The following is an 11,430-nucleotide window of genomic DNA, read 5'->3' as shown; positions in this document are numbered from 1 at the left end:
TTTTTTCCCGTGACCCTGCCGGCAAACGGTCTTTCCCTCACGCGCGCCCGGCTGCTGCGGCTGGGCATGGCGCTGTGCGCCGGCGCGGCGCTTCCCCCCGCATCCGCGCAGCAAGGCAGCCTGAAGATGAATACCCGCCCCATCCCCTCCACGCAAGAAGCCCTGCCGGTGGTCGGCTGCGGCACCTGGATCGGCTTCGACCAGCGCCCCGGCAGCGACGAATACCAGCGCCTGCCCGGCGTGCTCGACGCCCTCTTCGCAGCCGGCGGCACGGTGATCGATAGCTCGCCGATGTACGGCCGCTCCGAGGAAAGCACCGGCGAGCTGCTGGCCGCCGCAGCGAGGCCGCGCGAGACCCAGGCCTTTCTCGCCACCAAGGTCTGGACCTCGGGCCGCGAGGCCGGCATCGCGCAGATGGAGCAGTCGTTCGCGCGGCTGCGCACCCAGCGCATGGACCTGATGCAGGTGCACAACCTGATGGACTGGAAGACCCACCTCGCCACGCTGCGCGGCTGGAAAGAGAAAGGCCGCGTGCGCTACATCGGCATCACGCACTACACGGCCTCGGCCTACCGCGAAGTCGAGGCCGTGCTGCGCGCCGAGAAGCTCGACTTCCTGCAGATCAACTATTCGCTCGACGCGCGCGAGGCCGAAGAGCGCCTGCTGCCGCTCGCAGCCGAACGCGGTGTGGCGGTGATCGTCAACATGCCCTTCGGCGGCGGTGGCCTCTTGCGCCGGCTGCGCGGCAAGCCCCTGCCCGCCTGGGCCGGCGAGATCGGCTGCACGAGCTGGGCGCAGGTGCTGCTGAAGTTCGTGCTGAGCCAGCCGGCCGTGACCTGCACGATTCCCGGCACCAGCCGCGCCGAGCACATGGCCGACAACGCCGCGGCCGGCGCAGGCGCGTTCCCGGATGCGGTGTTCTGGCGCCGCAACGCGGAATCGATCGGGCTCTGACCCGCCACCGCGGCTATTCGAACTTCACGTTGTGCTGCCGCACGGTGGCGCCGAAGGCCTCGTACTGCGCGCGGAAGAATTCGGCGAACTTCGCGGGGCTCATGCCGTAGCCCTCGAAGCCCTGCTGCACCAGCTGCGCATGCACCTCGGGGCGCTTGAGGGTGTTCTGCAGCTCCTGCGACAGCTTGTCGGTGATCGCCTGCGGCAGCCCCGGCGGCCCGAAGAAGCCGGCCCAGGGCGTGATGGTGAGCTTGCCCAGCCCGAGCTCGCCGCCCGTGGGCACGTCGGGCAGCAAGGCGCTGCGCTGCGGCAGCAGCGTGACCAACGCGCGGATGCGCCCCTCCTTCACGAAGCCCGGCGCCAGCGTGCCGGTGGTGAACATCATGTGGATCTGTCCGCCCAGCAGGTCGGTCATGGCCTGCATGTCGCCCTTGTAGCGCGCGTTGACCACCTTGCGCTCGCCCAGCAGCTGCAACATGGCCAGCTCCGAAGCGCTGTTGCTCGATGCCGAGTTGTAGGCGCCGGGCCTGGCCGCCACCATGGCCAGCAGTTCGTTCACGCTCTTCACCGGCAGGCTGGCCGGCACCACCAGGAACATCGAGAACTGGCCGGCCGAGCTGATCGGCGTGAAGGCCTTGAACGGGTCGTAGGGCGGCGTCGGCCGCAGCGTGGGCGCCGCCACCATCGCGGTGTTGGTGCCCATCAGCAAGGTGTAGCCGTCGGGCTTGGCGGACGACGTGGCCTGTGCCGCCAGCACGCCGTCGGCGCCGGGGCGGTTCTCCACGATCACCTGCTGGCCGAGCTGCTTGGACAGCCCCTCCGCGATGATGCGCGTGAGCGCGTCGGCGCCGCCGCCGGGCGCAAAGCCGACGATCAGGCGCAGCGGCTTGTCCGGATAGCTGCCCTCGGCGCTCCATGCTGCCGCGCCCGGCAGCATGGCCAGCGTGCCGCCGGCCGCGAGGGCCGCCAGCGTCAGGTTTCTGCGTCGCATGTCGTTGCTCCTTCTTCAGTCAAAAGAGATGCCGCACGCCGAGCTCCCAGCCCGACGAGCGGCGCCCGCCCGCCGGTGCCACGCCGCCGCTCACCACGTAGCGCGCCTGCCCGCCGTTCATGAGCCGCGCATAGGTGCCGTAGAGCGCGGTGCGCTTCGAGAGGTTGTGCACGTAGCCGATGCCGAACTGGCGCGCGTCGTCGCGGTTGCGCGGCATGCCGTTGGCGTTGCGCAGGCTCTCGTCGCTGCGGTCGTCCAGGTAGGCGTAGCTCAGGCGGATGCGGCCGACCTCGAAGGCCGGAATGTGCGCGCCGATCTCGGCGGTGTTCTTGCGCACCGTGCCGGCAGCAAGCTTCACCGTCACCTTGTTGTAGAGCGCGAAGAATTTCGCAAAGCCCGCGTCCCACGTGCCGCCGATGTTGGCATGCGTGTAGTTGCCGATGGCGGCGGTGGCGTCGAAGTGCGTGCGCGTGACGGCCGCGGCAATGTCGAACGCACCCGCGGCAAAGCCGAAGCGCGCACCGGCAAAGTTGCCGTCGTCGCGGTTCGGCGCAGTGGAGTCGTTCTCCCCGGTGCCGATCATCGCCATGCCGTAGAAGCCGCCGAGCCCGGCCGGCAGCCAGTAGCTCACGGTGTTGCTGCCCGTGATGCCGGTGGGCAGCGGCCCGGTGCCCGCACCCGCGAACGTGAGGTTGCCCGCGCGCGCCACGCCGTTGGCGTTGAAGGGATCGAAGTAGATGCTGTTGTAGTGCGTGGGGATGAAGTCGCGGCCCAGGCGCAGCTCGCCGAACTTCTGGTGCGACAGGCTCACGAAGGACATGCGGTCGAAGGTGATCGGCCCTGCCGCACCCGCGCCGCTCGCCTGGTTGTTGCTGTTGCTCGGCCTGCCCGTGCCGTTGTCGGGGTTCAGGCTGCCTTCGAGCCAGAAGCCCGCGCGCAGGCCGCCGCCCAGGTCTTCGGTGCCGCGGAATCCGAGCCGGCTGGTCGAAAGGCCGCCGTTCGACAGCGCCCTGACCGAGCCGCCGCCCTCGCCCTTCGTGTACTGCACGCCGATGTCCATTACGCCGAACACGGTGACGCTGGACTGCGCGTGCGCCGCGCCGCTGCCGGCCAGCGCCAGCGCCGACCCCATCAAGAATCTCTTCATGTTTTCTTGTCTCCTGCTTCTTCTCTTGGTTGAAAAACTCGGGAACGCGCGCAGGGCTGCGCCACCGGGTGCGCGCGGGGTTGCGCACCGGTTGGCGAAGGCCGGGGTGAAAAAGGTCTAGCCCGAGGGCTCGGGGCGTTCGGTGCGCACGAGCACGGCGCCTTTCGAGAGCGGGCTCACGTTGCGCCGGTACTGCTGCAGCCAGCCGGTGTCGAAGGCCGGCGGCGGCGCCTGCCAGTCGGCGCGGCGAGCGGCGAGTTCCGCATCGGTCAATGCGATATCGAGGCGGCGCGCATCGAGGTCGATGGTGATCGTGTCGCCGTCGCGCACCAGGCCGAGCGGCCCGCCGAGCGCGGCCTCGGGCGACACCTCGGCCACCACGAGCCCCTTGCAGACCAGGCCCGAGAGATGCCCGTCGGTCAGGATCGCAACCTGGTCGCCCAGACCCGCGCCGTCGATCGCGAACACCACGCGCGAGGCGCCGCCGCCCATCGCCGGACCGCCGCAGGCACCGGCGCCGCGCATCACCACCACCTGGCCCGGCACGATCTCGCCCTTCTTGAGCGCCGCAATGGCCGCGTCGGATGTCCAGAAGCACACGGCCGGGCCCGTGAAGCTGCGCACCTTGCGCTCCACGATGCCGGTCTTGATGAGGCCCGATTCGGGCGCGAGGTTGCCGCGCAGCAGGACGATCGCGGGATGCGGCGCGACCGGACGCTCGATGGGGCGGATCACCTCGGCGCTGGCGACTTCGGCGCCGCGCAGGTTGTCGGCCACGGTGCCGCCCGTGACGGTCAACGCACCGGTGTCGAGCAAGGGCGCGAGCTGCTTCATCAGCGCGCGGCAACCGCCCGCCGCCTCGAAGGCTTCGATGCTGTGCTCGCCGATCGGCCGCACCCCGGCCAGCACCGGCGTCGCCGGGCCGAGGCTTTCGAACAGGCCGTACACGTCGACGCCGCACTCTCCCTCGGTCGACACGGCCTGCAGGTGCTTGGCCGTGTTGAGCGAAGCGCCGATGGCCAGCACCGCGCGCACCGCGTTGGCAAAGGCGCCGGGCGTGAGGATGTCGCGCGGCTTCAGGTCGTCCCACACCATCTGCACGATGCGCGTGCCGGCGGCGCGCACGTCGGCCATCATCTTCGGGCTCAGCGCGGCCACCGGCGCGCTGCCCGGCAAGGCCATGCCGAGCGCCTCGCAGACGATGTGCATCGAGTTGGCCGTGCCCAGGCCCGAGCACACGCCCGGCCCGCGGATCGCCTCGCGGCTCATGCCCACGAGTTCTTCCACCGGCAGGTGGCCGGTGACCGCATGCATCGCGCCGATGAACACTTCCTCGATGTCCATGTGCTTGCCGCGGTATTCGCCGCTGGGCTGGTAGCCGCAGGGCACGAGCAGGGTCGGAATGTCGAGCCGCGCGGCCGCCATGAGCTGGCCCGGCACGGTCTTGTCGCACGAGGTGAGGCACACCATGCCGTCGAGCTGCGCGCCTTCGACCGCCACCTCGATGTCGTTGGTCACGAGGTCGCGCGCGCCAAGCATGTAGGCGCCGCGCGCGCCCGCGCCGGTGATGAAGTCGCTGGGCGCGGCGGTGCGGACCTCGAAGGGCACGCCGCCCGCGGCGCGGATCGCGGTCTTGATTTCCGCCGCCACGCGGTCGAGGTGGCTGAAGCAGGCAGCCAGTTCCGACGAGCTGTTGACGATGGCGATCTTCGGCTTCTCGCAATCCTCTTCGGGAATGCCGAGCGCGCGCCAGTGCGCATTGCGCACCGACCACAGGTAGGAGCCGCGCGGGAAGTTGCTGCGCAGGGGACGGGTCATCGCGTACCTTCCGATTTTCTTGTGATCTCGATCACGCCGCGGTCGGCGTCCACGCGCACCCAGTCGCCGGTGGCTATGCATTCGAGCGGATCGCGCTCGAAGTCGGTCATCGACGGCGAATGCGTGACCACGGCGCCGAGCGCCATCTTGGTGGTCATCTCGTTGAACAGGAACGCCGCCGGTGCCGAGTTCATGAGCCGCGTCATGTGGAACATGGCCGACCAGCCCGACGAGCCCTTGGCGCCCGGAAACACCAGCACCTTGCCCGCGAAGCTCTGGCCGCGCAGTTCGTGCCGCGTCTCGATGACGGTGCCGGTGCGCGGGTCGATGCCGCCCCAGCCCGAGATGCGGTCGCGCGTGACCAGCGCCTCGCCTTCGGCCACGCCGCCGACCACCTTGCGGCCGCGGATGACCAGGGTGGATGTGTTGTCGCGTGCATTCATGGTCTTGCTCCTTCCCCTTTCGGGGGAAGGTAGGGATGGGGGCAGCCAGAGCGCTCGACGGATGCGCCGCCGGCCCCCACCCCTGCCCTCCCCCAGCGGGGGAGGGAGAAATTCCGGTGCCTCATTGCATGCCTCCATTCCAGCGACCCGTGCACGCCGCATCGATGCATTCGGCCGTGCTGCCGAACCACGCCTGCACGCCGAGGATCGCGGGCAGGTAGTGCGCCTGCTTGGCCGAATCGAGCGCCACCGTCTTCGTGCCCTTGGGCACGGCGCGGCTCATGGCGGAGCAGCTGTCGGTCATGAGGATGCCGCCCGCGTCCTCGATGATCCGGGTGTAGCCGTTGCGGTCGGCCAGCGACTTGATGGCGCGCGGCGTGAAGATCCACAGCTCGCAGTCCGGGTGCACCTTGCGGCCCTCGATGAGCTGCGCGGCCTCCCAGATCTGCTCGATGGTGTAGTGCGGGCAGCCCAGCATCACGTACTGCACCTCGGCATCCTTGCCCGTCGCGTTGATCTTCTCGTAGGTGGCGCGGCGCTCGGCCTCGCCGTAGCGCAGCACCTCCACCGGCGCGCGGCCGCCGAGCGCCTGCTCGAGCGTCAGTGCTTCGGGCGTGACACCGGCGATGTGGTACATCTCCACGCCGCCCGAGGACGAGGCCGCCGCACCGAAGTGCTTGAGCCGCGGCAGGTTCGGCACGCGGCCGATGCCGCGCTGGCTGTGCACCACTGGCACGCGTTCCTGCACATGCTCGCCGATGTAGTAGCCCAGGAGCCCCCAGTCCTGCACCGACTCGACCTCGACATCGAGCTCGACCACATGCGTCGCGTGGCGGTTCTCGTCGAGGTGGTAGCCCCAGTAGGGAATGCGCCCGGTGAGCATGGCGGCGCCCGTGCTTTCGCGCCCTTCCGTGTTCGTGCGCGCGCCCAGAACCGAGTTGCAATACACCACCGCCGACGATTCCATCCACGCGCAGTGCTCGCCGCGCGTCGGGATGTTGCCGACCTGGTAGGGCGTGCAGGTGTTCATGATCTGCGCGCCCAGGCCCGCGGCATGGCGCTCGCTCTTGTTGTAGAACTGCACGATCTCCTCGCTCACGCCCATGCGCTCGGGCTGGCCGGGGTCGAAGCCCAGCTGCAGGTGGCTGGTGAAGACCTTGAACTTCGGAATCTCGACCGTCTCCTGGCTGTCGAGGCTGAACTCGGAGAACACCGCGTCCATGCCGCCGCCCTTGGCCAAGGCAAAGTCGCGCTGGAACGGCGTGGTCGAGGTGATGGTGGCGCAGACGTTGCGCGTTTCCACCAGCCGCTCGGCCCCCAGTGCCTCGCCGTAGCGCATCAGCAGGTCCATCGCCTTCTGCACGGCCGGTCCGTCGCGGCCGTCCATCATGGCTTTTTCTTCATCGCTCAGGTGCATGGCCTGTGTCTCCGTTTTTTGTGTCGTGGGGGGTCGGCCGGGGCTAGCCCGGCAAGGGCGTGGGCACGTGGCCACCGATGTCGCGCGCGATGGTGAGCGCGATGTCGTGCAGGCGCGGTGCGAGTTCGTTGCGCAGCCGTTCCTCGGTGAACACGAAGGCCGCGCCGCCGCCGTTGAGCGCCATCACTTCGCCGTCGGGCCCGATCATTGGCACCGACACCGAGTTGATCTCGCGGTGGAACTCACCGAGCGAAAGGCAGTAGCCCAGCCGCCGGGCCTCGCCGATGGCGCGCGTCATGCCGGGTGCGATGCTGTCCCACTCGGGGCCGCGCAGGAGGCGCATCGAATCGACCAGTTGGTTGCGCTGCGCCTCGGGCAGCGCCGAAAGGTAGGCGCGGCCCAGGGCCGAGTTGGCCAGCGGCGCGCGCGAGCCCACGTCGAGCCGCGCCGACAGCATTGACGAGCGCGGCCGGCAGGCCTCGATCAGCACCATCTCCATGCCGTCGCGTATGGCCAGGTAGACCGAGGCGCCCACCTCCTCGGCCATCGCCTGCATGCTGGGCCGCGCGGCGGCGCGCACGTCGAGGCTGCCGAGGAACACGCGCGACAGCGACACCACGCCCGGTCCGAGCATGAAGCGGTCGGCCACCTGCGCGGCCTTGAGCATGCCCAGCGAGAGCAGCGTGGCGACGAGCCGGTTGACCGTGGGCCGCGGGATGCCGGTCATGCGCGCGATGTCGGCATGGCCCAGCACGGGGCGCGCCTCGCTGAAGCAGCGCAGCACCGAGATGCCGCGCTCCAGCGCGCTCACGGTGTCGGCGCGGTCGCCGCGCGCATCGGCGGAATCGGCGGCGGAAAAAGAGGTGTCGTTTTTGTCAGTGGACATGGAAGAACCCTTTGCAAGACTCTGCAATGTAGAGGCTGGCGAAAGCGCGTCGGCCGGGTTCATGCGATTCAGATACCGGCTTCGGCCGCGGCCCGCGCCTGCGCGCCCTGCCCGGCGCCGGCACGCAGGTACACGCCCTGCGCGAGCAGCGCCGACTGCAGCGCCCCCACGTCGACGAAGCGCGGCTCGATGCAGCCCTGCGAGGCCAGCGCCGCCGCCACGCCCGCGGCCTGGCCGGTGATCCAGCATTGCGGGATCTCGCGCATGAAGCCGTGCGAGTTGCGGTCGCACGAGATGTGGCGCCCGCAGGCCAGCAGGCCGTCGAGCTGCTGCGGCACCAGCGCGCCATAGGGAATCGAGATGTTCGGAAATTTCGGCGACACCGCGGGCGTCACGCCCACCTCGTCGGCCAGTGCCACGCCGTCGGGCCACTGGCTGCGCAGCACCGCGCCCACGCCGGAGAGGCGCCGCGCATGGCGCACGCCGATCTGCGGCGCGCTCAGCATCAGGTAGGCCTCCTCGAAGCCGGGCGCATGCGCCTTGAAGTAGTCCAGGTGCGCGGCCATCGCGCGGTGCGAGCGCACTTCCACGGCCGTGAGGTCGTCCACGTCGAGCGCGGAGTAGCCCGACTGGCGCGGCCCCATGAACAGCGCCACGTCGTTGCGCCACGAGACGAAGGGCCGCTCGAACAGGCCGCACACTTCGCGCCCGCGCGCCATGAAGGCGCTGAAGGCCTCGGGCTGGCCGGCCTTGAACTCGATCCAGCGGTTCATGTCCACGCCGCCGAACAGCCACGAGGTGTTCATGCAGTGGTGCACGTCGGCCTCCTCGATGTCGTTCACGAAAGCCGCGCCGGCGCGCGCGAACAGGTCGCCGTCGCCGGTGGCGTCGACCACCACGTCGGCCATGATCGCCATGCGGCCTTCCTTGCTCTCGAACACCACGCCCTTCACGGCGCCGTCCTGCACGATCGGAATCGCGGCCCACGAGTGGTAGATGAGCTTGACCTTGCGCTCCAGCACGATCTCCTGCGACAGCAGCTTGAGCCGTTCCGGGTCGATGGTGGGCGACCAGGTGACCACGCCGTGGTACGCGGCCGTGCGCTGCGACCAGTGGGCGGCCTTGGCCGCGTCCTGCGAGCCCCAGTCTTCGCGCGCGGGTCCGGCAATGGCATCGGCCGGCAGGCGGTCGAACAGTTCTTCGGCAAAGCCGCGGATCACCAGCTGGCCTTCCCAGTCGGTCATGCGGTCGATCCAGATCACGAGGCCGCCGGTGGAAAGCCCGCCCAGGTGGTTGTAGCGCTCGAGCAGCGCCACGTCGGCGCCGGCGCGCGCGGCGGCCGCGGCGGCCGCGGTGCCCGAAGGCCCGCCGCCCACCACCAGCACGCCGCAGCGGTGGTAGACCGGGATGTTCTTGCCGGGCTCGGCCCAGCTGCCGTGGTCAGGACGCTTGACGCGGCTGTCGCGGTCGAAGATGTCGGAGGACAGGATGCGCTCGTCGGTGCGGACGACAGTTTTCATGGATGAATGTCTTTGATGGGCTGTTGCGTCGTATTTTGATTTCAATGTTCATTTTGTCAAACACAAAAGCCTGAAAAAGGCGTTTCTTCGGGGTATTCCCTAGTCGATATGGATTTTTATGGTTTTCTAAACCAATATAAGAAGAACATTCCAACGGAGACATTGATGAAGAAACCCTGCGGCACCCGCCGCGCATTCGGCGCGGCGCTCGGCGCGGCGGCCCTCCTGGGCGTGGCGCCCCTGGCGCTCGCGCAAGACTTTCCCGTGCGCGGCGGCAAGCCGATACGCATCGTGGTGGGCTTCACAGCCGGCGGCGGCACCGATGCGCAGGCGCGCATCGTGGCGCAGAAGCTCGGCGAGGTGCTGGGCACCGGCGTGATCGTCGACAACAAGCCCGGCGCCAGCACCATGCTGGCCGCGAGCGAGGTGGCGCGCGCCCTGCCCGACGGCTACACCCTGCTCTACGCGCCTTCGTCGACCATGGCGCAGAACCCGCACACCTTCTCGCAGGTGCCCTACGACCCGTTCAAGGACTTCACCGCCATCTCGATGGGCGGCCGCGGGCCGCTCGTGCTGTCGGTGAGCACCACCGTGCCGGCTCGCAACGTGAAGGAACTCATCGCTTACGTGAAGGCGAATCCCGGCAAGGTGAGCTATGCATCGTTCGGCGCGGGCACCTCGTCGCACATCTACGGCGAGGCCTTCGTGAAGAAGGCCGGCCTCGACGCGGTGCACATTCCCTACAAGGGCGGCTCGGATGCGGCCAAGGACCTGATCGGCGGCCGCGTGCAGTACATGTTCGATTCGGCCTCCTCGGCCATCATCACCTCGGGCACCGGCAAGGTGAAGATCCTGGCAATTGCCGCGAACGAGCGCATCGCCGCGCTGCCCGAGGTCCCGACCTTCGCCGAGCAGGGCCTCGCAGGCCTCGACCTGCCGAGCTGGCTCGGCTTCTACGGGCCGGCCCACATGCCCGCGCCGGTGGTCGCCAGGCTCAACGCGGCGCTCACGCAGGTGCTGGCGATGCCGCAGGTGCGCGAGTTCTATCGCAGCGGCGGCTATGAAGCCGGGGCCAGCACGCCCGAGGAGTTTGCCGGCGTCACGCGCTCGACCTACGAGCGCTGGGGCGCGATGGTGCAGCAGGTCGGGTTGGCGAAGCAATGAAGGCCGGGCCACCTTTCTCCATCGGCCGCCGGCGCGTTGCCGCGTGGCTCGGATTCGCACTGGGCGCGGCCGCGCTGCCGTGCGGCGCGCTCGCGGCCGAGCCCGCGCCCTTCCCCGAGAAGGGCCGCAGCATCCGCATCGTGCTCGGCCTGGCGGCGGGCGGCGCCTCGGATGCGCAGGCGCGCTTCGTCGCCAACAAGCTCGGCGAAGTGCTGCAGACGCCCGTGATCGTGGAGAACCGGCCGGGCGCGAGCTTCATCCTTGCCACCGAGGAAGTGATTCGCGCCGCACCCGACGGCTACACGATGATGTACGCGCCCTCTTCGGTGGTGGCGCAGAACCCGCAGACGCTGGCGCAGGTGCGCTACGACCCGTTCAAGGACCTCACGCCGATCTCGCTCGGCGCGCGCGGGCCGCTGGTTCTCACGGTGCATGCGAGCGTGCCCGCGCGCACGGTGCACGAGCTGGTAGCCTACATCAAGGCCAACCCCGGCAAGATGAGCTATGCCTCCTTCGGCACCGGCACCTCGTCGCACATCTACGGCGAGGCCTTCGCCAAGCAGGCCGGGCTGGACGTGGTGCACGTGCCCTACAAGGGCGGCGCCGATGCCGCGAAGGACTTTCTCGCGGGCCGCGTGCAGTACTACTTCGACGCCGCGCCCAACGCCATCCAGAACACCGCCACCGGCAAGGTCCGCATGCTGGCAGTGGCGGCGCCGAAGCGCAGCGCGATGCTGCCTGACGTGCCCACGATGACCGAGCAAGGCGTGAGCGGGGTCGACATGCCGAGCTGGCTCGGCTTCTTCGGTCCGGCGCGCATGCCGGCGCCGGTGGTCGCCCGGCTCAACGGCGCGCTCGCGCAGGTGCTGGCGATGCCCGCCACGCGCGACTTCTTCCGCCAGGGCGCCTACGAGGCCGAGTCGTCGAGCCCCGCGCAACTGGCCGAACTCACGCGTACGACCTACGACCAGTGGGGCGACACGATCCGCAGGCTGGGCCTGGTGAAGCAATAGCGAGGCTCCGGGCTCTCGCTTAAAGAGATATTAAAAACTCTGGGGCATCATTCGCACTGCTTTTCACGCGCCACGCC

General features: G+C 69.4%; 10 protein-coding genes. 3 read left to right on the top strand and 7 right to left on the bottom strand.

Annotated elements, in window-relative coordinates; translation table 11 throughout:
- Positions 1-66: 66 nt before the first annotated feature.
- Positions 67-954, top strand: coding sequence for an aldo/keto reductase (locus FB547_RS18760; RefSeq protein ID WP_307698073.1), 888 nt, complete (start codon positions 67-69; stop codon positions 952-954).
- Between the two features lie 13 nt (positions 955-967).
- Here FB547_RS18760 and FB547_RS18755 read toward each other — a convergent pair whose 3' ends face one another.
- The 7 genes from FB547_RS18755 to FB547_RS18725 form a co-directional block, all read right to left on the bottom strand.
- Positions 968-1,945 (bottom strand): Bug family tripartite tricarboxylate transporter substrate binding protein, encoded by a 978-nt coding sequence (locus FB547_RS18755; RefSeq protein WP_145744819.1) that lies wholly within the window; start codon positions 1,943-1,945, stop codon positions 968-970.
- A 19-nt stretch (positions 1,946-1,964) separates the two neighbouring features.
- A complete protein-coding gene (locus FB547_RS18750) occupies positions 1,965-3,092 on the bottom strand; it encodes a porin (protein ID WP_145744817.1) in 1,128 nt (375 codons plus the stop codon).
- A 117-nt stretch (positions 3,093-3,209) separates the two neighbouring features.
- Positions 3,210-4,910 (bottom strand): dihydroxy-acid dehydratase, encoded by a 1,701-nt coding sequence (locus FB547_RS18745; RefSeq protein WP_145744815.1) that lies wholly within the window; start codon positions 4,908-4,910, stop codon positions 3,210-3,212.
- A complete protein-coding gene (locus tag FB547_RS18740) occupies positions 4,907-5,353 on the bottom strand; it encodes an aconitase X swivel domain-containing protein (RefSeq protein ID WP_145744813.1) in 447 nt (148 codons plus the stop codon). The genes FB547_RS18745 and FB547_RS18740 overlap by 4 nt, the downstream gene beginning before the upstream one ends.
- A 121-nt stretch (positions 5,354-5,474) precedes the next feature.
- Positions 5,475-6,770, bottom strand: a complete 1,296-nt coding sequence (locus FB547_RS18735) for an aconitase X (protein WP_145744811.1) — start codon at positions 6,768-6,770, stop codon at positions 5,475-5,477.
- Positions 6,771-6,813: 43 nt separating this feature from the next.
- Positions 6,814-7,656: an IclR family transcriptional regulator gene (locus FB547_RS18730; protein WP_145744809.1), complete on the bottom strand. Its 843-nt coding sequence runs from the start codon at positions 7,654-7,656 to the stop codon at positions 6,814-6,816.
- A 68-nt stretch (positions 7,657-7,724) separates the two neighbouring features.
- The gene (locus tag FB547_RS18725; RefSeq protein WP_145744807.1) at positions 7,725-9,176 is read right to left on the bottom strand and encodes an FAD-dependent oxidoreductase; all 1,452 of its coding nucleotides are present in this window, start codon (positions 9,174-9,176) and stop codon (positions 7,725-7,727) included.
- A gap of 165 nt (positions 9,177-9,341) precedes the next feature.
- On the opposite strand from FB547_RS18725, the gene FB547_RS18720 reads away from it, so the two are divergent.
- Complete coding sequence (locus tag FB547_RS18720) at positions 9,342-10,340, top strand: Bug family tripartite tricarboxylate transporter substrate binding protein (protein ID WP_145744806.1); 999 nt, start codon at positions 9,342-9,344, stop codon at positions 10,338-10,340.
- Positions 10,337-11,353: a Bug family tripartite tricarboxylate transporter substrate binding protein gene (locus FB547_RS18715; protein ID WP_145744804.1), complete on the top strand. Its 1,017-nt coding sequence runs from the start codon at positions 10,337-10,339 to the stop codon at positions 11,351-11,353. The genes FB547_RS18720 and FB547_RS18715 overlap by 4 nt, the downstream gene beginning before the upstream one ends.
- Positions 11,354-11,430: the final 77 nt, after the last annotated feature.

The organism is Variovorax beijingensis, assembly GCF_007828835.1.
GTDB lineage: Bacteria > Pseudomonadota > Gammaproteobacteria > Burkholderiales > Burkholderiaceae_C > Variovorax > Variovorax beijingensis_A.
This window is presented reverse-complemented; position numbering and strand designations above follow the sequence as displayed.

Bases quoted from the DNA above. Each gene is read 5' to 3' on its own strand.
- FB547_RS18730 (WP_145744809.1), bottom strand. From the start codon at position 7,656: ATGTCCACTGACAAAAACGACACCTCTTTTTCCGCCGCCGATTCCGCC.
- FB547_RS18760 (WP_307698073.1), top strand. From the start codon at position 67: ATGGCGCTGTGCGCCGGCGCGGCGCTTCCCCCCGCATCCGCGCAGCAA.
- FB547_RS18745 (WP_145744815.1), bottom strand. From the start codon at position 4,910: ATGACCCGTCCCCTGCGCAGCAACTTCCCGCGCGGCTCCTACCTGTGG.
- FB547_RS18725 (WP_145744807.1), bottom strand. From the start codon at position 9,176: ATGAAAACTGTCGTCCGCACCGACGAGCGCATCCTGTCCTCCGACATC.
- FB547_RS18735 (WP_145744811.1), bottom strand. From the start codon at position 6,770: ATGCACCTGAGCGATGAAGAAAAAGCCATGATGGACGGCCGCGACGGA.
- FB547_RS18755 (WP_145744819.1), bottom strand. From the start codon at position 1,945: ATGCGACGCAGAAACCTGACGCTGGCGGCCCTCGCGGCCGGCGGCACG.
- FB547_RS18715 (WP_145744804.1), top strand. From the start codon at position 10,337: ATGAAGGCCGGGCCACCTTTCTCCATCGGCCGCCGGCGCGTTGCCGCG.
- FB547_RS18740 (WP_145744813.1), bottom strand. From the start codon at position 5,353: ATGAATGCACGCGACAACACATCCACCCTGGTCATCCGCGGCCGCAAG.
- FB547_RS18720 (WP_145744806.1), top strand. From the start codon at position 9,342: ATGAAGAAACCCTGCGGCACCCGCCGCGCATTCGGCGCGGCGCTCGGC.
- FB547_RS18750 (WP_145744817.1), bottom strand. From the start codon at position 3,092: ATGAAGAGATTCTTGATGGGGTCGGCGCTGGCGCTGGCCGGCAGCGGC.